The sequence below is a fragment of the Candidatus Poribacteria bacterium genome (assembly GCA_021295755.1).
GTDB lineage: Bacteria > Poribacteria > WGA-4E > WGA-4E > PCPOR2b > PCPOR2b.
On sequence record JAGWBT010000034.1, the window covers coordinates 775 to 24791 of the forward strand.

The following is a 24017-nucleotide window of genomic DNA, read 5'->3' on the forward strand; positions in this document are numbered from 1 at the left end:
AACTGTAGCCGGTGCCAACAACTGGTAGGTCCGGGTACGCTTGCTGAATCTCCCCCGTCAGTCGGATATGCCGATCAACACCGATAAGCGGGTGTTCGGGGGTTTCGTAACCGTCGATTGGTGGGCGTTCAAACGGGCGCCCGATATGTGGGTTGAAATAGGGGCTTCCTGTGGTGACGTTAACCAGTTTGACCCCAAGTTCCTTGAGGGCTCCGACCAACTTGATTGGTTCAGTCATATCCGGTTGTGGTGGATTGTTTTCATCAACACCGAAGCCGTAAAGATAAGGCGTGGGGATGTCCCGTGGCACTCCTATCGTCGTCTCCGGATCCTCCATGAAAGCCACACCGTCGTAGACGTTGAGTCGGGTGGCAAGGATAAGACCGTCTCCGACCTCCGCTCGAATCTTGCCGACGATGTTGCGGATAAACCGGGTACGGTTCTCGAAGCTGCCGCCGTATTTCCCTTCCCGTGTTTTCGCTGCCAAAAGTTCGGAGAGTAGGTAGGTGTGGCACTGCTTGAGGTCGACAAAGTCGAACCCTGTCTTCCATGCCAACTTAGCGGCTTCTACAAAGATATCCTCCTGGCGTTCCAGATAATCATCGCTCAGTACAGGATAGTCGTCAGGGATGGGAATTTTGTTTTTCTTATCGATTAGTGTAACTTTGTCAACAACAGGATGGCGAAAAGCGATTAGTGGTTTCTGATAGCTATACCGCCCTGAATGGGTCAGCTGCATTCCAACGATGATCTCTTCATTGGGACCGAACTCCTCTCGGTGAGCGTTGCGTGTTAAATTGAGGATCGACTCCATCGAACTCGCAGTCTCATCGTTGATTACCAATTGACGACTGTTTGACTTTACTTCGTCGAAGAGTGCTGTCGCTTCACCCCATATCAACTTCGCACCGCCACGTCCGAACCGTTCCCAGCGGCGGATGGTGAGTTCGCTCGGTTTGCCGTCAAGCGTTCCATCACAGCCCTCCATCGGATGGATGCCGAATGCGTTACTGGCAACTTTGTGCCCAATTTGGACAGGCTCAAGGAGTTTTTCAATCTTTTCTTCGAGGCAGATGCTCAGTCCAAGTTCAGCAATCTCAGCCCGTAACGCATCAATATCTCGATAACGAAAGTGTTTCTTTTTTAGCATTAGTCATGTCCCTCTATATTCATCCACTTTTACTGCGCAGCCATTTTCCAGATCCTCACAGTCTTGTCACCACTGCCACTCGCTAACGTTTTGCCATCGGGCGAGAAAATCACAGAAAATACCGCGCCGCCATACCCGCTCAACGTCCGCTTAAATCTCCCGGTTTGCACATCCCACAATTGCACTTCTCGGTCCCAACTTCCACTTGCTAGAATTTTGCTGTCAGGCGAGAAAACTACGGAGGTCACTCCCTGCCGATGGCCTGTGACCGCTCGCACCGGTTCCCAGGTCTGCGTGTCCCAGAATCTTATTGTATTTTCTTCGGATCGACTGCTCCCGTTCGCTAAGATCAACCCATCGGGAGAAAACGTTATCGCCCTCACAGCATCAACTCTACGCCATTTCAGCGTTCTTTCCAACTTCCCGGTCTGTACATCCCACAGTCTGACCACGGTGTTATCAAGTTCGCCTCCACTCGCCAACGTTCTGTCGTCGGGTGAGAAGGCTACTGCTAACACTGGACCATCGCTCCCCGTTAGCGTTTGTCTCAATCCACCGGTCTGCGCGTTCCATAACCTGACTGTCTCGTCAGAATCTCCACTTGCGAGTATCGCTCCGCTTCCTGAGAAGGCTAACGCATGCACCCGACCGCTGTGTTTTAGTACCGCTTTCTGCTGTCCCGTCTGTATGTCCCATAACTGTACAGTTTTGTCCCAACTTCCGCTCGCCAGCGTCTTCCCGTCCGGTGAGAAAGCTACCGCGGCCACCATCTCGCTGTGTTCCTCCAGCGTTCGTTTCAACTTCCGAGTGCTCATGTCCCACAGTTTGACTGTCTTATCGCTGCTTCCGCTGACTAAAGTCTCACCATCGGGCGAGAAAGCCACACAGAGTACTGCAGCAGTGTGCCCCTCCAGTGTGAGAGATTCCAAGGGTTTGTTCCAAGCGTCATTTTCATCGGCAACACAGACGCTCATCAAACTCATAAAGCACAAAAAAACAACGAAATATGATCTCCGTTTGAACATAAAACTACTCTCAATTTGCTTTAGGTTATGATGTCGGAGTCAAAATCTGTATAATGTGTGTTGTGCAACATATAAGGAGTAGCCAGTCGTCGTTTCCACCTGTCTACCCATTCCTCATTGCTAGAAGATATTTAACGCCTATTATATCAGATTTATCCAACCTTGTCATCAGAATAGGGCTATTCAGTTTTCGGTTTTTTAACCATTTTGCTTGAGAAGTTGCAACCGGGAGATCGCGCCTACCGTGGGCTATACTAAATGACCCTATCATCAGAAAGTATTCTGTTGACAAACGGATAAATTTCTGCGACACTATAAAGTAAAGATGAAAGCGGGGCAGAACTCCTAACTATTTTTTCCCCCATGATAAAGTGATGCGTGAAACGTGAGAAGACCGCAATTTTATCGCGTCTCAGATGTACAGAGTTATAGCACATTTTTATGGACAAATAGTTAAGCCAGAACAGGAGACTTTATCATAATGGCATCTCATAGTCTTACATATCAAGTCGTAGAGGGATGGGGACAACTTCCAGAAGGATGGGAATTCACACAGGTAGCTGGAGTTGCTGTTAATTCCCAGGATCGAATTTACGTCTACAATCGTGGGGAACACCCCATGATTGTTTTTGACAGGGACGGCAATTTGCTCGACACTTGGGGCGAAGGATTCTTAAAGCACGCGCACGGCATCTTCATTGACAAGACAGATATGATCTATCTTGTTGACCGGTGGTTGCATGCGGTATTGAAATATACGCCGGAGGGCGAACTCCTGATGACGATAGGCACACTTGACCAACCTTCTACAAACGGTGAGCCGTTTAATCATCCGACGGATGTCGCGCTATCATCAGCCGGCGAAATTTATGTTTCTGATGGCTACGGAAACACACGAGTACACAAATTCTCCGCCGAAGGAGAACATCTTCTATCGTGGGGTACGCCCGGTGACGGTCCCGGTGAATTCAATCTGCCTCACAGCATCTGGGTCGATAACAACGATCGTGTCTATGTCGCAGATCGGGAGAATCATCGTATCCAGATTTTCGATCCTCAAGGCGGGTTCATCGATCAGTGGACAGGATTCCGCCAACCAACCGATTTCTTCCTTGATGCAGATGGGCACCTCTATGTTTCTGAACTACAACATCGAGTCAGTATCCTAAACCTCGACGGAGAAGTTCTGACAAGGATGGGTGGTGAATCAAGTCACGCTCCCGGGGAATTTGTTGCGCCTCACGCTGTCTGGACGGATTCTCAAGATGCCCTTTACGTAGGTGAAGTGTTAGCAGGGCAGCGAATACAGAAGTTCGTGCCGCGGGATGCATGAGATGTGATGCGTAATAATGGGGTTCGTCGGGGTAAGTTATATCGATTCAGCGAAATAAGTATTGTGTCTTTCACATTAAACATTGATGTCTTTCACAATGATATGATAGTATTTATAGCAGACACCATAAAGTTCCGGCAAAGTCGAGAATCTCCGGGCTTTGATTGAAATCCGAATCCTCAACCTAAAGCATCAGGAGCAAAGAACCAGAAGCCCTGAAAGCCCTCAGCAAATGATTCAAAAGAAGATCGAAAATCAAACTGCATACGCAGGCGTTATCGGACTTGGCTATGTCGGTCTTCCACTGGCGGTAACCATAGCAAAAGCCGGTTTTTCTGTTACCGGCATTGATGTAGATCATCGCAAGGTCAAATGTATTCAGGATGGGATTTCGGTTGTCTCCGACGTGCCCTCAGAAGATCTCGTGTCCTTCGTTCATCGAGGCCAAATTCAAGCGACGACGGACTATCGGATCCTGAGAGAATTAGATACGATTAACATTTGCGTACCCACACCGTTGCGCAAGAGTAAGGATCCGGATATGAGTTTTATCATCTCCGCAGTGGATGAAATTGCGCAATACTTACGCAAAGATCAGCTGGTTATCTTGGAGAGTACAACCTACCCCGGTACAACAGAGGAAGTTGTACTGCCGAAACTCGAAAAAAGTGGCTTGCAGGTCGGTAAAGATTTTTTTCTCGCCTTTTCTCCTGAACGGATCGATCCGGGGAATGCGACCTACTCCACTGCGAATACGGCGAAAATCGTGGGCGGAATAACGCCTACATGCACGCAGGTCGCCCAACTCTTTTATAAACAGTTTATTCAGGAAGTTCATGCGGTCTCTTCGACAAGAGTAGCGGAAATGGCTAAGCTACTGGAAAATACCTTTCGGAGCGTCAACATCGGTCTCGTCAATGAGATGGCACTGATGTGCGATCAGATGGGACTGGACGTGTGGGAAATTGTTGATGCTGCTGCCACAAAACCGTTTGGATTTATGCCGTTCTACCCGGGGCCGGGTCTAGGGGGTCACTGCATTCCCGTCGATCCGCACTACCTATCTTGGAAGGCAAAAACCTACGAGTTTCACGCACGCTTCATCGAACTCGCGAGTGAAATCAACGGCTCAATGCCAGAGTACGTACTCGGCAAAATCATTGATGCGCTCAACCAACAACAGAAAGCTATCAATGGATCGAAAATCTTGATTATGGGCGTTGCCTACAAGAAAAATGTTGGGGATGTTCGCGAATCACCGGCTATTGATGTAATCCGGATGCTTGCGCAACGCGGGGGTGAAATTTTATACCACGATCCGTATGTACCAAAAGTGGAGGTTGAGGAGGTCGCGCCGAGAAACCAGCAGCCCGTGCGTTATCTCCGCGCGGAATTGACCGCGGAATTGGTCCAGAGCGTTGATTGTGTCGTGATTATGACAGATCACGCCGCTATCGATTACGCTTGGCTTGTAGATCACGCAGCCGCAGTAGTAGACACACGAAATGCAACAAAACCGATCACCCAAAACCAAAACAAAGTCCTAAAAATTTAACAACCGACAGAAAGATATCCTCCGATTCGGGAGATTTACCATGCTTCCAGCAAAAGCGCATATTGACACCCACCAACTGGCTTGGATCATCACCGATTGTTTTGGTGACGAAGAAATTATCACGATGGCAGATCAGTGCGGTCTCCTCCACGATACCCAACACAGGACTGAGACTCGTAAAGATTGGATTGCCTACGATCTAGCAGCATGTTTTTTCAGTGGTGCTTCGATCGAAGACATCGTGAGTCAACACCTAGCAAAGAAGGCAGCACAAGCCGCTCGCCGAGTCCAATTCATGGATCTAACGGAAATTCGGCTCTTCTTGAGAAGTGCGGAACAACTTCGCGCGGAAGGCGAGCTGGGCGAGATTTTATGGGCACTGTTGGTTGATTCGCGCGAAGATGTACAGAAGCACGGTCACAGGTTGCTTGCCGACCATGAACAATCTGTTCCCCCGTCTCCTCCTCCGCCTGAAGATAGAAACGACCCACCACCATCAGACACTGCACAAAAGACAGCACAATCGGAATCAGACACGACAGACCAGAGTACCTCGCCCCATTGTAGTCATGCTGGCGCACCAATTCCCGAATCTACGGAATCCTCTTCGCCTGTCGATGACCCTGAGTACCTTAAGATTACACCTATTCCTGAGACAGATTTAAACCCGAAACAACAGGCTATCTTGAGCAATGAGCTAAAACAGAACCAGCAGCAAATTAACAAGCTTTATAGTGCGCTCTCTGAACTGAAAAATGGATACACGGTTCTACAAAGTGAAAATGACAGACTTAAGCAGAAAATAGCAACATTGGTTGAAGAAAACAACTTTTTGCAGGATAGGGAGGAATTGTATCGGGAAAGCGAATTACGCATAGATCAACTCAACCGAGAAAATATAGGCCTCAAACGGGATGTGGAAAAGTTCTCAAATCAACTTTGTGAATTCCACGAACTTCAAGCACAGAAGGAAAAAATAACAGTAGAATTGAAATCGGTTGAGGAGATGGCATATCATTCACAACAGGTGCTTGAACAGATACAATCCAATTTCTATTCTCAATTCTCCTATTTGCAGGGAGTCAACGAGGAATACAAGACTGTCATCACAAGGGCACGCCAAAAAATTGTCAGTCTCTCAGGACAACGAGGTACTGCCGGCACAAACCGTATGTTGGCAGGGCAGCCACGTGTTGGTGTCTTTGTTGATGTCCAGAATATGTTTTATGCTGCAAAGGATCGCTACGCAAGGCGGCTCGATTATATTAAGCTGCTAGATCTCATTGTTGGTCCCCGGAATCTGGTCGCCGCTTACGCCTATGTTGTCCAAATCCCCGAAATTAATCAGGCTGGATTCCTGTCGCTTCTTGAACATAACGGCTACACGATTAAGAGTAAGGATCTACGGATGCGCGGCGATGGATCCGCTAAAGGAGACTGGGATGTCGGAATTGCCATCGATATTGTGTCGATGCTTGATGCACTCGATATCGTGATTTTGGCAAGTGGAGATGGTGATTTCTGTGCGCTTGCGGAACTGATCAAACAGCACGGAAAGCGCATCGAGGTAGCAGCATTTGAACACAATACATCGATGGATCTGCAGCGGATTGCAGATCAGTTTTTCCCAATTGGGGATGAAATGCTGATATAGTCCTCCAAGGTGATGCCCCATGTCCAACGCAAAGCCCACCGTAAAATCACACTTTCAGGGACATGAACTTCACGATACTTCACCCGCCCCCAGCGGGGAGCCTGAAGCTCCCGTTTCTACTACCGAATCTGCCTTGCCGACCTCTAAGGAAGCGCGTGACCAGTACGCGCTTGGCAACTGGTATTTAGAGCCTGTCCAGCGTCAATATTCCCTCGCAATCAATGCCTATAAACGTGCACTTGAGTTCGATCCAGACTGTGCGGCAATCTACCACAGTCTCGGTTTCGCATACTATAAAGAAGGCGAGTTTGATCTTGCACAAGAAGCGCTCCAAAAAGCAATTGAATTGAATCCACAGAATGCGAACTATCATTATGTTTTGGGCCAATTGTTAGAAGATTGGACGGAACTTGATGGAGCATGGGAGCAGGCAATCCAAGAATTTACTCGCGCAATCGAGTTGGATCCCTCATACATTGAAGCATGGTACAACCGGGGTTTACTCTACGAAAAACTGGGAGGTCTAGAAAAAGCGTGTGAGGACTTCAAGCAGGTTGTTAACCGTGCACCAGCGTTTCATGCGGCACGCCATAACCTTGGCGTCTTGTACATTAAACAGCAACAGTGGGAAGATGCAGAGCGGGTTTTTGAAGAAATCCTTGAAACTGAGCCACGGGAACCGGATGCCCACTATCACCTCGCAGAAATCTACTTAAACCTATATGGCGATTTGGATCGGGCGATCCACTGCTTGCAGTATGCAATTGAACGGGATCCGGAACATTTGGACGCTCGCTTTGAACTTGGACTGCTTTATGCGAAACATCGGTATACACGCCCAGCATTCCGTCAACAGGCAATAGATCAATTTATCGAATTAATCAAGCGCGATAATGAATTACAGACGTTTGAGCCGCTCGGTCAGGTGTTCTTTGTTCTGGGAAGCCTGTATGACGACCGTCCAGAAGATGCAGATCTCGCAATTTATGCCTACAAAACCGGCTTGGAACATGCCCCTTCCCCGCAGGCGCAAAATAATCTCGGACTTCTCTATCTCCAAAAAGATATGATTGATGAGGCTGCCGCAGAATTTAAGCAGGTGATCCAACGTTACCCGGATTATGAATCACCTTATCATAACCTTGCCAAACTCTACTTCTACGAACGGGATGAAGAAATCCTGAGAGATCTGCAAGCATGGTTAGAGACGGAACCACAGACGGCTGCGCGTATCATTTTTCACCTCACCCTCTCACTGATGGATGTTGCGCGAGCGGAAGCGTATCAGAGCCTCTATTCCCAACTGCACCGTATGAAAAACTTGGTTAGTGCAACCGGTGGGCAACTTCGATCTGCATCTCGCCAAGCGGAACCGGATTCCAAGCTACACACCACCCTCAACCAGATCCTCACCCAACATGAGGAATGCTATAACGAAATGGTTGAACTTTTACAGCAGTTGCGTATGGAAGAACCGGTCTTTGGCCTAATTGATATTAACAGAATCCTCGATACGTTGTTGCGAAGCCTGATGCCTGTTCTGGAAGCCAAAGACATTGAGTGCCAGCAAATTTTCGATACACGCCTGCCCCCAGTCAAAGGGGACTCTAGCCAGTTGAAGGAAGCGTTTAACAATTTGATTATTAACGCCGTTGATGCGATGGCTGACGGTGGCTTTCTCCAGATCAAAACTGCCTATCTACCAGAATCCTCCCAGATCCAAATTTCTTTTGTCGACACAGGAGTTGGTATCCCCTATGAAGTGCGGGATCAGCTCTACCAACCCGGATATACCCTCAAACAACACGGAAGTGGATTCGGTTTGAATATTGTCCAGCGAACGGTCCGCGACCATCGGGGTAGAACGGAGCTCCACAGCGAGGAAGGACACGGGACGACGTTCTCGATTTATCTACCGGTCGATCTGGAAGCAACGCCCATCCAGACGAATCTGCAGATGCGTCCCATCTTCTATGAATCTCCGCATGAGTTGGGTTTTGAGGAGTTGGTATAGGTAGGCAGATACTCAGTGAGTATTTCGGAGTGTAAACAAAAAAAGCCCTTTCCATATCGAATGTGGAAAGGGCTCAGAAAATGTCCCCGACGGGATTTGAACCCGTGTCGCCGGCGTGAAAGGCCGGTGTCCTTGGCCAGGCTAGACGACGGGGACAACAGTGAGCCGTACAGGAATCGAACCTGTGACCACCTGATTAAAAGTCAGATGCTCTACCTACTGAGCTAACGGCCCGCAATGGATATATCCTAGCAAAAACGATCAGAAATAATACCTAATGCGTTAGGGATTATCAACCCTAAAATAACGCTTGCTAGGGCTATTTAGTTTACGGTTTTCTTCCTGTCCCGCGAAGCGAGGATCCTTAATTTTTCGGGATCTGAGGCGATGTGTCGGGACTCGGAAATCCCACTCCGTTCCGTCGCGACTTGTCGAAAGTGCCGATTTGCCGGGAAGAGTTTTCAACGTACAGGAGAACTAAATGCTCCGAAGCGTTTGCTTTTCTATCAAACAATACTCTCATCGCAAACTATCGTTTGCGTTCTCTCTGGCCCGACGGAAACAATTGTAACCGGTGTATCAAGAAATTCGGAGATGTAAGCGTTGTATCGCTTTGCATTCGCTGGCAGGTCTTCGTATCTCCGCACATCTACTGTTGACGCTTTCCAACCAGGTAGCGTTTCATAAACCGGTTCGCATTCTTCAAGCGCGTGTAAGCTCGTTGGAAATGCCGTTACAACTTCGCCACGACGCTGATACGCCACACAAACCTGAATCTCATCAAGATGGTCTAAGACATCGAACTTCGTCAAGACCAGATCGGTGAAGCCGTTGATCTGGGCAGCATAACGTAGCGCGACGAGATCGAGCCAGCCACAACGGCGGGCACGTTGTGTCGTTGCACCGTATTCGTTACCGATGTGGCGAATTTCTTCGTCCAAATCCGGGGGCATCTCTGTCGGGAATGGTCCCGAACCGACACGGGTTACATAGGCTTTTGAAACCCCAAGAACCCGATCTATTGCTTGAGGACCGACACCCAACCCCGTGCAAACCGCACCGACGGTGGTATTAGACGAGGTGACATAGGGATATGTCCCAAAATCGATGTCCAGCATCGTTCCCTGCGCGCCCTCGTAAAGTATTCGCTTCCCAGCCTTGAGGGCATTATTGATAAATTCAGAGGTCTCCACCACATACGGTGCTAGCCGCTGAGAATAACCGTGGTATTCCTCCAATAAAGCGGTTCTATCGATTTCGCCGCCAATCTGATCGAGGATATAACCTTTTGCGCCCAGATTGAAGTCCAGCTTTTTCTGGAAGAGGTCAAACTCCAGTAGGTCGGCGACTCGAATCCCTGCATGGCGATTCATCTTATCGGAGTACGTTGGACCGATACCCCGTGAGGTTGTACCGAGTTTCAACGAACTCCCAAGGTCGTCCCACGACTCTGTCACCTTGTGATAAGGCAAGATTAGGTGTGCACGCGAGCTAACCTTCAGACGATCTCCGACATTGATACCGCCCGCCTGCAAATTGTCGATTTCGTCGAAAAGGGTTTCCAAATTGACGACAACACCGTTGCCAATCACATTCGTGGTATGAGGATAGAGTAAGCCAGAAGGGAGCAGATGGAAAACAAACTTCTTTTCTCCAACAACGATAGTATGCCCCGCATTGTCGCCTCCTTGATACCTCGCGACAATATTGGCGTTTTCAGCAAGGAAATCGGTCGTTCCTCCCTTACTTTCATCTCCCCACTGTGCACCCAATATGACCGTGTTCGCCATAATTTGTATCCTTGAAATCGATTAGCACCCAATCTGCAATGGGTTGATTCTTAACGCTTGGAAAATTGGAACCGTGCCCGCGCACCTTTCTGTCCATATTTTTTACGTTCAACCATACGGGAATCACGGGTAAGAAATCCGGCTTGCTTCAAAGTCGGTTTCAAAGATTCGTCCGCCTTAACAAGCGCACGTGCGAGACCGTGCAAAATAGCACCGGCTTGTCCTGAGATACCACCACCACGTGCGTTAACGAATATATCATACGCGCTACTCTTGTCTGTTAATTCCGTCGGTTGTTTAGCCAACTGGATCAAATCTTCCCGATCAAAATACGTTTCGATCGGTTTTTTATTGACGACGAATTGGCCAGAGCCTCCTGGAATCACGCGCACCCGTGCAACAGATGTTTTACGTCTACCCGTTCCCCAATACTGTTCTACAGCCATACTTCCTCCTCTGAAAAAATTACACTTCTAATACTTCAGGATGCTGTGCTTGGTGAGGGTGATTTGGACCTGCATAGATTTTTAGCTTTTTAATCAGTTTGCGACCCAAGCGATTTTTGGGGAGCATTCCTTTGACAGCATGCCGTAAGACTTCTTCCGGTTTCCTCTGCATCTGCTCTTCAAAAGTTCTCACTTTCCCACCACCCGGGTAACCGCTATAGCGAAAGTACGTTTTGCCTGTCGCTTTGTTTCCCGTGACCACGACTTTTTCAGCGTTAATCACAGCCACACGATAACCCATATCGGCATGTGGGGTGAAAGTGGGGTGATGTTTCCCCCGAAGCACCATCGCAATTTGAGTAGCTAAACGTCCGAGCACCCTCCCATTCGCATCCACAACACACCATTTGACATCCGTATCCGATCCCACAAAAGATGTTTTCATTGATAACATGATTTTACCTTCAACAACTTTCCACCGCACCATAGCGGGAGATTTTCGATCACTATCATAATTCGATTTGCCACCTATCCCTTTAACGGGGGAATAGGTGAGTTATGTTGACATTTGGAGGAATCACACGGTGATTACTGCGTCTCTCGAACTGGTTACAGCGAAATGTCAACCTGTTCTAGCGCCTAGCGTTATTATACCTTCGGACGCTAGGCACAACAGCCTGAAATAGTATCATCAAAGGGCGGGCTTTGTCAAGGTTTCATCCTGACAAATTTAGATAAATCAGTGGACTCTCGCGCTTTTTGCTTTTTTTCTCTGGATGCACGAGAACCTCGTTACGTCCAATCCTGATCCCGTCAAGCATCTTAGCAGGTTCAGAAAAGTAGACTTGACAAAAAATGGTATATTATTTAGAATAAATGCAGATAGAAAATAGTGAATCTGCATTTTACATACAACCGGCTTTTTGCCGAATGATATTTCAGGAGAAGAAGTAATGGATGTCAATGTTGAAACTAGAAATGGTGTTATCGTCTTGAAACTCGGCGGAAGAATCGTGGGTATTGCGGGTGGTGAACTCAGACAGGTAATTGAAGAGCAACTAGAAGACGCTTCCGAATCCCCAAGATTTCTGTTTGATTTTGCCGATGTGTCTCGGATGGATAGTTCGGGGCTAGGGACACTGATAGGACTGCATGTGTCCGTTGCGCGCCAGGGCGGGCGAATCGGTGTGATCAATGTTAGTAATAGTATCAACAATCTCCTCGTGATCGGGAGGTTAATTACTATCTTTGAACATTTCGACAGCGAAGGTGAAGCTCTCGCCGCACTACAGGGATAGTGAACTCTGCCATTGCACAACGGGAGTAGGTTGTGCAATGGCAAAACTTCTGCGATCTAGGGAACGAAAGTAGAATCGAGGTCGCTCCAACCTAGGACGCAAACGATCTTGATTCCTATCTATCAAAGGCTGTCCACACGAAACGTCTCCGGTAACAGTTCGTGGACGGTTTGGATAATCATATCCTCCACCGCGGGTGCGAAGCGTGTTGGGCGGTCGTAGTAGATCATCGCCCCTTCGCCTTCGTAACCACCCTCCCTCAAAATGCGTCTCGAAGGGATGTAACACGGCACGTCGTTACAGTACGCATTGACCCACAGACGCGATGCATCGCACTCACGCTTAAGCCGAATCGAATAATCAACCACCACCTCGCCGGGCAGAAAAACGACTGCGAGTTCATCCGCAAAATTCCAGATCTGGATCGGGTAGGGGAGTGCTGTTTGGAGCGTTTCACCACGGTCTAGTCGTTCGAGCTGCACCTGAGCGTGGTAGCCAATTGCCCCACCCTGTTCCACACGTTGTTCCCACTCCTGACGGGTAGGCAATTTGTCGAAGGGTAAATAGATCTGTTTGATCTGTCCTCTGAGTTCTCCTTGTAACGTGACAAGGTCGCTACCAAGCAGTCGGTTCACTTCGGCGGCAATTGCGTGACCATGTTGTCGCGCGAAGTTCAGCCCGGTACGTGGTGCGGGATTTGCATCTCCTGCACACCCGATTGCCACCAGCGCAGTCGCATCGGGATAGTCTGCTTCGATGTAGGCGCTTGCATAGCCCGCCCAGTCTCCACAGATAGCGTTGAAATCCCCACCTAGCGTGGTGCAGTGGCAAGCATAACTGGTAAGAATCGCTCGCAGTTCACCGTTGGCTCCTGTAGCACGCAGCATCGGCAAAGCATGGTCAACGGGCCCTCCCTTCGTCCGACGGTTATCGGCGAACCCAACCCTTCCTTCACCCCAAGAAAGAGAGGCGGGGCAGAGATCCGCAAGTGCTGCCTTCGCTGCGTGCTTCAGTTTCCCCGTCAATTCACGAGTATAGCGGTCGATGTTCTCCTGATGTGCTTCAGGAACAGGCTCCCCGAAAAGCGTCCGTAGTACACCTGAAAGGTACGGCGCACTGTGGGTATGGGTTGAGCAGATAACAAATTGTTCACGAGGAATGCCTGAATCTCGCTTTAATTCCGCAGCGACCGCCTCGGTGACGTAATCTGGCACGCCACAGTTATCCACTGTCATTAATAGGGCAGGATTTTCGGCTTCATTGCGAATCGCCAACGCCTTCGCCCAGATCCGCTGTTCAACGCTATCAGCCTCGTCTCGCCGTCCACCATAACCGCTGAGGCGCACCGGAAAATCTGGTGTGATATCAATTTTCGCGGCACCCACTTGGTAATTTGTCTCACTCACGATTTCACCTCATTGTGACGAATTACGCATTACGCTTCCAGTGTCGGCATATCCACAGCACTCGCTCGACGCTCGTGGATATTCAACTCCATCGAATCCGGGTAACGGACTGGAGGGGCGGAAGCTTCGTTCAACCTTGCCAACGCATCAGCGGGCAGACTCCAACCCGAACAACCAACATTATCTCGGAGTTGGTCCACCTTCGTTGATCCAACGATGACTGAAGTTATTCCCTCCTGTTCCAGAATCCAGCGCAAAGCCACCTGTGCCATGCTCTTTCCCAACCCTTCTGCTACATCTTGGACCGCTTCTAGGATTTTCTGTATCCGTGGATCAAGATACCGATCCATTGAAGATTCCGCCCTTCGAGCAAAACGCGAATCTTCGGGAGGTGGCTCGCCTGCCTTATACTTTCCGGTTAGGTATCCCGACGCCAATGGTCCCCAGACATACACGCCGACTCCCTTATCACGACAGACCGGCAAGATCTCTTCTTCGATGTCCCGTGTCAGCAGATTGTACTGGGGTTGGAGCGCTTCATAGCGCGCTAAATTATTCACCTCGCTAATCCATAGGGCATCGCACAACCGCCAAGCGTACTCGTTGCTACAACCGATGTATCGGACCTTGCCTTGATGCACAAGATCGTCGAGGGCACGCAAGCGTTCCTCGGTCGGTGTCTCCCTATCGACATGATGGATGAGATAGAGATCAATATGATCTATTTGCAGGCGCCTCAAGCTATCTTCCACCGATCTCATGATATGCACTCGCGAAGTTCCGGAATCGTTGATATCGGTTCCCATCGGATTGAACACTTTGGTGGCGATAATCAGTTTGTCCCGCTTCCCCTTCATGATGCGCCCCAAAATAGTCTCTGATTGACCCTCAGCGTAAGAATTTGCGACATCGTAAAAGTTAATGCCGGCATCTAATGCAAAGTTGAAGATTGCATCCGATTCGGCTTCATTGTTTCCCCAGCCGGCCGCCCCAAAGGTCATTGTTCCCAGACAGACCTCCGAAACTTTGAGCCCGGTTCTTCCTAAACGTCTATAATTCATGGTTTTCTCCTTCTGATAACTTAGTCTGATTTTATCCGTCATTTTATCACACTTCTCCGACACGATACAACGGCAAAGATTAATTAAAATCTTGCATTCCTTTTATTAATCTGTATAATGAAAACACCAGCCGTGCAGTCACCCTTGATTTCCATTAACCTTTGGTGCTAGTTTAGTGAGAAAGTTTTTTCCACATTGTTCAAGTCGCTTTGTGTCCCGATTTATCGGGGAGTTCATCGGTTCATTAGTCGGCGGGTTCATTCATTTTTCTTACGTTCCCCCCTTCGGATACACATGTCGCCCCGCTGGGGCTTTCGGGTATTTGTTTATCTATGTACTATAGACATGTCGCCCCTCTGGGGCTAAATGAACCGCTGAACCCATGATTTTTACGTTTCACGCATCACGTTTCACGTTATCAACAGCTGCAAACTAGCACCATTGGTCCATTAACCTTTGGTTTGGCGTAGTTGCCAATGGAGATGTGCCTATGTGTAATTCATCTAAACATCGACAGGTGCCCGTAATCTGATGTGGAATCGCCAATTCATCTCATTGTGTCTAATCTTACTTGCAGCGGGACTTGTTACCGCACCCATCGAACTGCTTTTTCCGGTTTATGTGGAAGAGGCATTGGGAAAAACGGTATGGTTTGCTGCGTTATTACGAGCAATTCCAATCGCTCTCGGCGGTTTGTTTGCTTTGGTCGGCGGCGCGTTAAGTGATCGGCTGGGTCGGAAGTCCACGCTAATCTTGGGCATGACAGGCGCATTGGTTGTGGGAGTCGTGTTCATAAGCAAACAACCGTTACTGATTTGGGGAGTGCTGTGTTATCAGGGGGTTGCCTCCGGTTTTCGGACAGCTGGTGGACAATCGTATCTCATCAGTGCCGTTGATGCGAATCGGCTTGGCTTCGCCGCCGCTGTATACTTCATGACATACACATTCGGGGGGTCAGTGGGCAGTGCAATTGGTGGTGAGTTAATTGATCGCTTCAATTACGGGGTCGTTGGCGGTGGAACGATCTTTGTCATGGTTCTGCTTATTTTAGTAGCGCTTATCCTTCTACCTCGCTTGCCGCGCGGGGACTATAGACGGGGATCTTTCACTCAAATGTTGGTAGGGTATGGGGAAATGCTCCGACGCCGAGAGATTCGCTTACTACTCGGTATGCGTTTTCTACCGACCTACTCTTGGGGTACAGTCAGTCTCCTGCTGCCGGTTCTAATTGCACGTGCCTCCGGTGTTAAGCTGGCAGGCTACTACGGCGCATCAAGAGATCTGTTTGCCGCCTGCTGCCAACTGATTTCAGGCCGCATTTGTGACGTTGTCGGTGCTAAGTCCACTGCTCTTGTGGCAACCTGTCTTGTCGCGCTGAGCGTAGTCCTGATGACGCTAAATACAGGTTCGACAACTCTGTTATTTGTATTGGGGGTCTTCGGTGCAGGAGCAGCATGGTCGGTTTCAATCACAATGCCCCGCCTTATTGATGAATTTTTTGCCACAGAGGAGAAAGGACGGGGCGTTGGAATTACCCATCTTGCGTGGAGTTCTGGCTTCCTCTCAGGGCACATGGTTGGGGGCAGACTCGAATCGGTGTCGATCTCCTTGCCGTTTGCTGTGGCTAGCGGAATGGTTGTTATTTCGGCAATACTTGCGTTTCAGCTTTGGCGGAGTGGGAAAATGAAAAAAGCGTGCACCCACTGATATAGTTTTTAGAGGTATTTTATGCGTCAGCCGGCTTCAATTGCACTCTTTCACGGCGCGGGTCAACCATTTGAACTTTGTACGAGAGACATCACGGCACTAAATATAGATGAGGTACTGGTCCAAGTCTCGCTGGCAACCATCTGTGGCTCAGATCTACACACCTTCGCAGGTCGACGGACCGCACCAACACCGTGTGTGTTAGGTCACGAAGCGGTTGGGCGTATTGCCATCCCAACGAAGGTCCGTGATGCGTATGGTGAACCTCTGCACGAAGGTGACCGTGTGACGTGGAGCATCATGGCTGCGTGTGGTGCGTGCGAATATTGTAACGAACGGAATCTGCCACAGAAGTGTGAGCGGCTGTTTAAGTATGGACATGCTCAGAGTGTTGCTCCTCATTTCTTCAACGGCGGTTTTGCGGAGCAGATTTGCCTTCGACAGGGAACTGCAATCTACCGGATCCCCGACGCCGTCAGCGATATCGAGGCAGCGCCGCTTAACTGCGCTCTCTCCACGGTTTTAGGTGGGCTGGCAATCCTCGACCCCATAGGGAGATCTAGCGCAGTCGTTCAAGGTGCGGGCATGTTAGGTATTTATACGGTGTGCTGTTTACGTGAACGCGGATTTGAAATTGTCGCCTGCGTAGACCGTGTCGCCGAGCGTCTCCGTATCGCGGAAGCCTTCGGAGCAACGCATACGTTCGATCTCACGGAAGATTCAGCAGATCGGATCGGGGAAGCCTTACACGACTTAACAGAGGGGCGCGGCGTAGATTTCGCTGTCGAGGTGAGCGGGGCAGAGGCTGCGCTGGTCAACTCCCTCGACTGGCTGGGAATTGGCGGTAACTGTTTAACACTCGGCTACGTTTTCCCACACGCAGATGTCACGGTGGACGCGCACAAGATTGTGACAAAGTGCTTGACAGTACAAGGAAATCACAACTATCATCCGTCTGCATTGGGAAATGCGCTCCGGTTTGTCGAGGAAACACGGGAGCGTTATCCGTTTAAGGAATTAGTCGGTGGAGTCTATCCGTTAGAGGAAATCAATACTGCGTTTGATCGAGCGATGCAGGGAGATCTGATCCGAGTTGGCATTAATCCAACCTCAGAAGGGAGCCTACTTTGAGCCAGCGCAAAGTCTTGATTATCTGTATTGACGCCGGTGGACACGACTACCTCGCCGCCAGCGATATACCAAACATCCAAAAGCTAGCAGAAGAAGGGTTCTACCAACACGCGCGATCAGTCATTCCCTCGGTCACAAACGTCAATAACGTGAGTCTCGCCACAGGGACGTTCCCAGAAACGCACGGCATCACGACCAACTACCATGTTGATCGTGAAACGGGAAAAGGGGAATTTATCGAAGATAATCGCTTTCTGCTTGCACCAACGTTATTTGAGCTTGTAAAATTATCAGGCTTTGCGGAGAAAACCGCCCTGCTTGTCACGAAGAAAAAACTGCTGCGGATGCTTGAGTCTGGAACGGATATCGCTATCGCTGCAGAAGATCCACCCCCCGAATACGTTGAAACGGTTGGACCGGTTGAGGACATCTACTCATCAGAGATTAATTGGTGGTTGCTGCGGGCGTTGCGTCGAGTCTTACACGAGCATGACCCAGAACTAGCCTACTGCTCAACAACGGATTGGAATCAGCACAAATACGCTCCGATGGAAGAACATTCGCTGCGACATATCGCTGAACTGGATCGACTCATTGGAGAGATTGTGGCTGATAATCCGGAGCGGGAGATTTATATCACCGCAGATCATGCGATGCTGCCAAAGACCCGTGCGTTCGATCCGGGACGTTGGTTGACCGAGCATGGTGTTCCATCAAGCGCTATCCCTATCATCAAAGATCGCTATGTCGCACATCACGGTAATTTGGGAGGCGCGGCGTATGTTTTTCTACAGAGACTGGCGGATCTTCCAAAGGCAATTGAGACATTAGGTGCTGCACCGGGTGTCGAAGAGGTTTACGCATCAGAAGAAGCAGCACATCAATTTCGGCTTCACCCGGATCGGATTGGAGATATTTTTGTCCTCGCAGATCGAGATACCGTTTTTGGCGAACTCACTGAAACGAGAACAGTTATCGATATTAGGTCCCACGGTTCACGTCATGAGAGCGAAGTACCGGTCATCGGCTGCAACAGCCCTTGGATAGCAAGCGATTTCGCATATAACCTTGATGTCGGTCGCTTATTCCTGAAAAGTCTTGATGGATACTCTGATTAGCCTCGGAACGGGTCAATGAAAGACTACTCCGAATCATTGAAGTTTCGGAATATATCAACAGTGAGCAAGGAACGCATTATACCCTCACAACAATAGGAGATCGTTATGGTACAAAGAGGTGCACCTCCACCGCAGAGACCGAGCAGATCACTTGAAGATTTAAGAACACCTGATTTTTCAACTCAGTATTGGTCGGAAGTGGCTAACAGCTTGCTTTGGCTCTTTGAGCTAACCCGAGTCAATCAAGATTTTATAGAAAAATGCACGGATCCAATCCTTTCAGAGATTACAGATTTCCTTAATGCGACATTAGATCCACTGAACGATACCGGAGAATGGTTTGCGAACCTTCATGAATCTGTGATCGGTAAATATCCAGACCTTAAGCATGAAGCAGAAGAAGAAATCTCCCGGCTACTTGGACCAGATAATCAGGTATCCGAAACCACTCAACAGGAAATATTCTTCTTCTTAGCGGAACATCTGTATAAGCGTTTTCTGAGTGGACTCCTTGACGGATTAAATGAATCCAGTTTGAGAGAGAAATTTGGGGCACAAGAGATTGAAAGTGTGTAGACCAATAGAAGATTGCCTTGTATTTTAGATCGCGTCTTCGCCGGACTTGAGGTGCGTAGACAAATCAACTTTAGCGGGAATGCGGAAAAGGAGAAACAGCAATATGGCAAGAACTTCAGACCAGCCCAATGTGATCGTGTTCTTCACAGACCAGCAACGCTGGGATACAACGGGCGTCCACGGCAATCCGCTGGATTTGACACCGAATTTTGATCGGATGGCACGGAGGGGAACACATGTCTACCGTTCGTTTACATGCCAGCCTGTTTGTGGTCCAGCGCGGTCATGCTTGCAGACCGGGCTTTACGCCACTGAAACGGGGTGTTACCGAAACGGTATCCCACTGCCCTCCAATCTGAAGACCCTTGCCCACCATTTTCGTGAAAGCGGGTACAAAACCGGCTACATTGGCAAGTGGCATCTCTACGATAGGGGCGTTGAGGGGCCTGTCCCGGAATCCGCGCGTGGTGGTTACGAGTATTGGCTCGCCTCCAACGTGCTTGAGTTTACCTCCGACGCTTACTCCACGGTGCTCTACAACAGTGACAACCAACCTGTCAAACTACCCGGCTACCGTGTGGACGCTGTTACCGATTCTATGATCCGTTATATTGACGCGCACCAAGGCGATCCATTTTACCTTTTTACCTCGTACATCGAGCCACACCACCAGAATCACCTCGACGATTACCCGCCTCCCGATGGCTACCGTGAACGTTACGCAGGAAGATGGATTCCGCCGGATCTTGCTGCGTTGGGCGGCTCAACGCAGCAGCATATCGCAGGCTATTACGGCATGGTCAAACGGCTCGATGAGGCGCTCGGTAGGGTATTGGACGCACTCAAAAGTCTCGACTTACTCGATAACACCATTCTACTCTTTACATCGGATCACGGTTGTCACTTCAAGACGCGAAACGCGGAATACAAACGTTCCAGTCACGAAAGCTCTATCCGTGTCCCAACGGCACTTCATGGTCCCGGCTTCGATGGCGGGGGGCAGCTGCAACAACTGGTCAGTCTCGTTGATCTACCGCCAACCCTTCTTGATGCGGCGGGGATTCCCGTGCCCGAAGAGATGCAAGGACGTTCAATCCTGCCACTGACGAGAGGCGAAACGGAGGGGTGGCCTGACGAGGTCTTCGTTCAGGTAAGCGAGGCACAGGTGGGCCGCGCTGTCCGCACACACCGATGGAAGTACGGCGTGGCTGCGCCGGGGGGACGTAGCGCACAGGGCGCAGCATCAGAGCAGTATGCCGAGGAGTCTCTCTATGATCTACAGGCGGATCCTTACGAGTTAGCAAACCTCATTGGACGGGAGTCGCATCAGGAGGTCGCTGCGGTGATGCGGGAACGTCTCCTTCGTCGCATGGTTGAGGCAGGTGAGGCGGCACCGACCATCGAACCAGCACCGACACAAGCGAGCGGGCAGCGGCGGGTTTCCTCTGACGAAGCACGTGCCTAACGCAGCTCGGCTAGATTCTGGTAAACCTTTCGCCCTTCGTTGAACAGGTGTAAGACCTCTTCCCGCTGTGTATCCTCTGCAAACCGCCAATCCCGGTTCACTATCTCCATCGCACTGTCAATCGAGCGAACAAAAAACGCTGCCGACTCCTGCACGCTACTGTCAGGGCGACCTGTGCCGATATAGATGGGACTTGTGTGTGCATAGACCGGCTGTGCAAAGCTGTCACGGGCTTCCCCGAAGGCGCGCGCCGCAACCCAACCATCGGATTCGATCCGAAGATCGAACGACCACTCCCCACCGTGTCTCCTTCCGTCAAGTGGCACCGTTTGTGTAACTGCCCCATCGTAAACCAATTCAACGCTGTTGAGCGGGTAGTGTGATTGCCATGTGATTTGTCCTGACACCGTGCGAGGCCGTCCGTTTGGTGATTGAATAGTGCTGCCGGGGGCTGCGCCATCAAGATTCAGAAACAGTGCTGGTCCGTTCGTGATAAATGTACGTCCCGTCTGCAAACCCTTCAACCAGTTTTCATAGGTAAATTCCCCATCGGTTTGGACATAGACGCGGTTGTTCGCACAGATGAACCAATCTGTCCCGGTCGATGCGGGCAGCGGGATACCACAGTTGAGTAGGTGATACCAGATGTCATATTCGAGGTCTTTCCAAGAAGGATCGAACAGGTTAAAGGCATCCAGTTTCCCTAACGCAGCTGCCACCGGCGCTTCCATTCCCCGTCCGTTGTGGCACCACAGCACGATACCTCCCTGTCGTTTGGCATCGTCGCAGGCGTAACAGATCGGCGGGTAATCAGGGTCAAAGTCGCTGACGAGATCACCCCGACTGACAGGTTCAACCAGATTCTTGATGCGCAAAAACATGACGTGTCCAGACCCACCACCGTAATGGGAGTTGTGGCGATTCTCCTCGCCGCAATCGACAAGATGGTGTGCGGTCGAATAGTCGGTCATGAACCCGAGGGGATACTTATTGCTGGCATAGGGTATTTCACCCCGCTGCAGAATACTGATGACGGTTACGCTGAGGTCGTGGACTTGGGGATCGAGGCGCAGCCGATCGTCGGGTCGAGCCTCCCCCTCATTGTAGTGCAGATGTGTATTCCCCGGATACCACCCCTGTGACGGAAGGTCTGCCCACCGTTTGAGATGTAACTCAACTTCAACCGCCCCTTTTGCGGGCATCGAAACGACCTTGCGCAGGGGTTCGTACTCGGTGCCACGTTCAACGACGATGTCCGTTGAACCGCGGGGCACGTCCACAGTAAACTCACCCGGACAGTAGAAAAACGGGTCGCCCGGTCCAATCTTCAGGATACTATCCGCGGGATGGACGAAATTGCCGCTACTGGTCAGGACATGGACCTTCGCCTCGACAGAGGCACCTGAAACACTATCTCGAATGACGCCTTTAAGGGTTGCCATGAAGCTGCTCCTCTTTATGCCTCGTCACGTAGGGCATCGGCGGGTCCCCACGGCGCAAATGCCACCGTTGCATACGGGTTGAAGATGATGTCGTCCTCGCGTCCTGCGAATCGCCACATCCGACGCACTAGATCACGCTTGACCTCCTGATAATCGGGGTGATCGCTGAGGTTCACCATCTCGTGCGGGTCGTTCCGCAGATCATATACCTCGTCGAAATCGAAGCCGTTGTAGACATATTTGAACTCTTTGGTGCTCACGATGCGCTGGCTGTAATACAGTTCGACGCCGTTGAACTGTGTGTAGAATGCATCTGTCCAATCGGAGGGGTTTTCGTCCTTCAGGAACGGTACGAGGCTCCTACCTGTCAGGTCCTCTGGCACGGATTCGCCTGCCAATTCGATGAAGGTCGGTGCAAAATCGGCGAGGCTGACAAATTCATCGACTTCGCGGTTGGGATTGGCGATTCCTTGGGGCCAACGTGCAATCGTGGCGATGTTATAAGCCTCACGGAACGCCGGCACCCCTTTGAGGTACAAGCCGTGTGCACCACAGTAATCGCCGTGGTCGCTCATTCGTAGGACAAGAGTGTTCTCCGCCTGCCCTGTCTCCTCCAGTGTCTCAAGCACCTCACCGAGCATCGCGTCCTCCATTGTGCAGTATCCCCAATAGTGCTGGAGGGATTCGCGCACTTCGTCCTCCGAAAGTTGATCCCAATACTGCTGACGTGCTCGTTGATAGGCGCGGGGTTTATCTTCCAGTGTGTCGTGGTAGTTTGGCGGCAGCGGAATTTCTTTGGGATCATACATTTGGGCGAAACGCTCCGGCACGACGAATGGGTCGTGGGGGCCGCTCGGTCCGATGTATAGACACCACGGCGCATCCGCTTGGGATAATCGCTGCAACGCCTCCATCCCAGATTGGACAACGCGATAATCTCGATGATCTTCGTAGCCTTTCGGTGTGTCGGTCGGGTAGGATTGATACAACTGGTAGTGTCCCCAACCGGGTCGGAGAATTTGCCCACGCTGGCGTTCTGTCGATTCGGGTTGTTTGGCTTGCTCCTGCCACTGTGAAACCGAACGGTGCATGTAGCTGCCTTTGCCCGCTGTGAGGTGGAGATCCTCCCAGCCACGGTCGGATGGGTTCTCGGCATCGGTGACATGCCATTTCCCGGCGTACGCCAAGTTATAGCCTGAAGATCGCAGTGTCTCACTGAACATCCCGACACCTTCGTAGAGTTCGTGGTGGATGGCGGTCGGATTGCTGACATTATTGTAGATGCCGTGCCGACTGGGATATACGCCTGTCATGAAGGTTGCGCGTGAAGGGCAGCAGTGCGCTGTCGGACAGAATGACCGGCGAAAGAGAACCCCTTCCTCCGCTAATTTCGTAGCGTTTGGCGTGATACACGGATGGTCTGGATGTACCACATCGGCTTGTTCTTGGTCGGTCATAAAGATAAGAATATTAGGTCTCATGTTCCCTCCGATACGGAGTTTGTTTCAACGACCAAACAGTTAAGCAAATTTGCGTTTCTCTCAGAGATTTTTTTCATTTCTCGGACACCGGTCTAGGACGTGTTAACAAACACGGGGAGATTAGACTGTTTCCAATAGCCGAAAGTATTCCTCTCTGCTCATACCAACAGTTCGCATATTGTTTCTGATGATAGTAACCGATACCTCGTGATAGCGGGGGATGACGACAGCACGTCTAGCATTTGGATGGTGATAGATCAGATGATCGCCTTTTTGCCGAATATATGGTATATTTTAGAATTACTTAGACACTTCCAATGCACAGGCAACCCCCTAAATCCCCAACTCCCCTGACAAGGGGAGAA

19 protein-coding genes and 2 tRNA genes are annotated in these 24017 nt (G+C 50.1%); 10 read left to right on the plus strand and 11 right to left on the minus strand.

Features of this window, described 5'->3' with window-relative positions; all coding sequences use genetic code 11:
* Together J4G02_06685 and J4G02_06690 are read right to left on the minus strand one after the other, a co-directional pair.
* Window positions 1–1150 (minus strand): NADH:flavin oxidoreductase (locus J4G02_06685; GenBank protein MCE2394263.1); only part of this gene is annotated, 1150 nt, incomplete at its 3' end.
* 29 nt (window positions 1151–1179) lie between these two features.
* On the minus strand, window positions 1180–2124 hold the full coding sequence (locus J4G02_06690; GenBank protein MCE2394264.1) for a WD40 repeat domain-containing protein: 945 nt from the start codon (window positions 2122–2124) through the stop codon (window positions 1180–1182).
* Window positions 2125–2656: 532 nt separating this feature from the next.
* Between J4G02_06690 and J4G02_06695 the strand changes: the two genes are divergently transcribed.
* The 4 genes from J4G02_06695 (at window position 2657) to J4G02_06710 (ending at window position 8731) form a co-directional block, all read left to right on the plus strand.
* Entirely contained in the window at window positions 2657–3508 is an 852-nt protein-coding gene (locus J4G02_06695) for a 6-bladed beta-propeller (GenBank protein MCE2394265.1), read from the plus strand.
* Window positions 3509–3740: 232 nt separating this feature from the next.
* Window positions 3741–5063, plus strand: coding sequence for a nucleotide sugar dehydrogenase (locus J4G02_06700; GenBank protein ID MCE2394266.1), 1323 nt, complete (start codon window positions 3741–3743; stop codon window positions 5061–5063).
* Between the two features lie 40 nt (window positions 5064–5103).
* Complete coding sequence (locus tag J4G02_06705) at window positions 5104–6717, plus strand: NYN domain-containing protein (GenBank protein ID MCE2394267.1); 1614 nt, start codon at window positions 5104–5106, stop codon at window positions 6715–6717.
* A gap of 19 nt (window positions 6718–6736) precedes the next feature.
* Window positions 6737–8731, plus strand: a complete 1995-nt coding sequence (locus J4G02_06710) for a tetratricopeptide repeat protein (GenBank protein ID MCE2394268.1) — start codon at window positions 6737–6739, stop codon at window positions 8729–8731.
* A gap of 81 nt (window positions 8732–8812) precedes the next feature.
* Here the strand turns inward: J4G02_06710 and J4G02_06715 are convergent.
* The 5 genes from J4G02_06715 to rplM form a co-directional block, all read right to left on the minus strand.
* Window positions 8813–8887, minus strand: a tRNA-Glu gene (locus tag J4G02_06715).
* A gap of 5 nt (window positions 8888–8892) precedes the next feature.
* Window positions 8893–8965: transfer RNA gene (locus J4G02_06720), tRNA-Lys, on the minus strand.
* Between the two features lie 272 nt (window positions 8966–9237).
* On the minus strand, window positions 9238–10521 hold the full coding sequence (locus tag J4G02_06725; protein MCE2394269.1) for an adenylosuccinate synthase: 1284 nt from the start codon (window positions 10519–10521) through the stop codon (window positions 9238–9240).
* Window positions 10522–10571: 50 nt separating this feature from the next.
* Window positions 10572–10967, minus strand: coding sequence for a 30S ribosomal protein S9 (rpsI, locus tag J4G02_06730; GenBank protein MCE2394270.1), 396 nt, complete (start codon window positions 10965–10967; stop codon window positions 10572–10574).
* A 19-nt stretch (window positions 10968–10986) separates the two neighbouring features.
* On the minus strand, window positions 10987–11412 hold the full coding sequence (rplM, locus tag J4G02_06735) for a 50S ribosomal protein L13 (protein ID MCE2394271.1): 426 nt from the start codon (window positions 11410–11412) through the stop codon (window positions 10987–10989).
* Between the two features lie 508 nt (window positions 11413–11920).
* Here rplM and J4G02_06740 point away from each other — a divergent pair.
* A complete protein-coding gene (locus J4G02_06740; protein MCE2394272.1) occupies window positions 11921–12265 on the plus strand; it encodes an STAS domain-containing protein in 345 nt (114 codons plus the stop codon).
* Window positions 12266–12387: 122 nt separating this feature from the next.
* Here J4G02_06740 and J4G02_06745 read toward each other — a convergent pair whose 3' ends face one another.
* Together J4G02_06745 and J4G02_06750 are read right to left on the minus strand one after the other, a co-directional pair.
* A complete protein-coding gene (locus J4G02_06745; GenBank protein MCE2394273.1) occupies window positions 12388–13671 on the minus strand; it encodes a neutral/alkaline non-lysosomal ceramidase N-terminal domain-containing protein in 1284 nt (427 codons plus the stop codon).
* Between the two features lie 29 nt (window positions 13672–13700).
* Window positions 13701–14732 carry an aldo/keto reductase gene (locus J4G02_06750; GenBank protein MCE2394274.1) on the minus strand — a complete coding sequence of 344 codons (1032 nt, stop codon included), beginning with the start codon at window positions 14730–14732 and terminating at the stop codon, window positions 13701–13703.
* A 531-nt stretch (window positions 14733–15263) separates the two neighbouring features.
* Between J4G02_06750 and J4G02_06755 the strand changes: the two genes are divergently transcribed.
* From J4G02_06755 to J4G02_06775, 5 genes are all read left to right on the plus strand, one after another.
* Window positions 15264–16439: an MFS transporter gene (locus J4G02_06755; GenBank protein ID MCE2394275.1), complete on the plus strand. Its 1176-nt coding sequence runs from the start codon at window positions 15264–15266 to the stop codon at window positions 16437–16439.
* A 21-nt stretch (window positions 16440–16460) separates the two neighbouring features.
* Complete coding sequence (locus J4G02_06760; GenBank protein MCE2394276.1) at window positions 16461–17570, plus strand: zinc-binding dehydrogenase; 1110 nt, start codon at window positions 16461–16463, stop codon at window positions 17568–17570.
* Window positions 17567–18688, plus strand: a complete 1122-nt coding sequence (locus J4G02_06765; GenBank protein MCE2394277.1) for an alkaline phosphatase family protein — start codon at window positions 17567–17569, stop codon at window positions 18686–18688. Before J4G02_06760 ends, J4G02_06765 begins: the two co-directional genes overlap by 4 nt.
* Window positions 18689–18793: 105 nt before the next feature.
* On the plus strand, window positions 18794–19264 hold the full coding sequence (locus tag J4G02_06770) for a hypothetical protein (protein MCE2394278.1): 471 nt from the start codon (window positions 18794–18796) through the stop codon (window positions 19262–19264).
* Window positions 19265–19367: 103 nt separating this feature from the next.
* Entirely contained in the window at window positions 19368–20729 is a 1362-nt protein-coding gene (locus tag J4G02_06775) for a sulfatase-like hydrolase/transferase (GenBank protein ID MCE2394279.1), read from the plus strand.
* Here J4G02_06775 and J4G02_06780 read toward each other — a convergent pair.
* Both J4G02_06780 and J4G02_06785 read right to left on the minus strand, forming a co-directional pair.
* Window positions 20726–22171, minus strand: a complete 1446-nt coding sequence (locus tag J4G02_06780; protein MCE2394280.1) for a CehA/McbA family metallohydrolase — start codon at window positions 22169–22171, stop codon at window positions 20726–20728. The two genes, J4G02_06775 and J4G02_06780, sit on opposite strands and share 4 nt — an antisense overlap.
* Before the next feature lie 14 nt (window positions 22172–22185).
* Complete coding sequence (locus tag J4G02_06785) at window positions 22186–23652, minus strand: sulfatase-like hydrolase/transferase (protein MCE2394281.1); 1467 nt, start codon at window positions 23650–23652, stop codon at window positions 22186–22188.
* Window positions 23653–24017 lie beyond the last annotated feature (365 nt).

What these genes read in the sequence shown, in the direction of transcription:
- J4G02_06750 (MCE2394274.1), bottom strand. Translation starts at nt 14,732, where the DNA reads ATGAATTATAGACGTTTAGGAAGAACCGGGCTCAAAGTTTCGGAGGTC.
- J4G02_06760 (MCE2394276.1), top strand. Translation starts at nt 16,461, where the DNA reads ATGCGTCAGCCGGCTTCAATTGCACTCTTTCACGGCGCGGGTCAACCA.
- rplM (MCE2394271.1), bottom strand. Translation starts at nt 11,412, where the DNA reads ATGAAAACATCTTTTGTGGGATCGGATACGGATGTCAAATGGTGTGTT.
- J4G02_06775 (MCE2394279.1), top strand. Translation starts at nt 19,368, where the DNA reads ATGGCAAGAACTTCAGACCAGCCCAATGTGATCGTGTTCTTCACAGAC.
- rpsI (MCE2394270.1), bottom strand. Translation starts at nt 10,967, where the DNA reads ATGGCTGTAGAACAGTATTGGGGAACGGGTAGACGTAAAACATCTGTT.
- J4G02_06740 (MCE2394272.1), top strand. Translation starts at nt 11,921, where the DNA reads ATGGATGTCAATGTTGAAACTAGAAATGGTGTTATCGTCTTGAAACTC.
- J4G02_06705 (MCE2394267.1), top strand. Translation starts at nt 5,104, where the DNA reads ATGCTTCCAGCAAAAGCGCATATTGACACCCACCAACTGGCTTGGATC.
- J4G02_06700 (MCE2394266.1), top strand. Translation starts at nt 3,741, where the DNA reads ATGATTCAAAAGAAGATCGAAAATCAAACTGCATACGCAGGCGTTATC.
- J4G02_06755 (MCE2394275.1), top strand. Translation starts at nt 15,264, where the DNA reads ATGTGGAATCGCCAATTCATCTCATTGTGTCTAATCTTACTTGCAGCG.
- J4G02_06780 (MCE2394280.1), bottom strand. Translation starts at nt 22,171, where the DNA reads ATGGCAACCCTTAAAGGCGTCATTCGAGATAGTGTTTCAGGTGCCTCT.
- J4G02_06695 (MCE2394265.1), top strand. Translation starts at nt 2,657, where the DNA reads ATGGCATCTCATAGTCTTACATATCAAGTCGTAGAGGGATGGGGACAA.
- J4G02_06785 (MCE2394281.1), bottom strand. Translation starts at nt 23,652, where the DNA reads ATGAGACCTAATATTCTTATCTTTATGACCGACCAAGAACAAGCCGAT.
- J4G02_06770 (MCE2394278.1), top strand. Translation starts at nt 18,794, where the DNA reads ATGGTACAAAGAGGTGCACCTCCACCGCAGAGACCGAGCAGATCACTT.
- J4G02_06725 (MCE2394269.1), bottom strand. Translation starts at nt 10,521, where the DNA reads ATGGCGAACACGGTCATATTGGGTGCACAGTGGGGAGATGAAAGTAAG.
- J4G02_06690 (MCE2394264.1), bottom strand. Translation starts at nt 2,124, where the DNA reads ATGAGCGTCTGTGTTGCCGATGAAAATGACGCTTGGAACAAACCCTTG.
- J4G02_06710 (MCE2394268.1), top strand. Translation starts at nt 6,737, where the DNA reads ATGTCCAACGCAAAGCCCACCGTAAAATCACACTTTCAGGGACATGAA.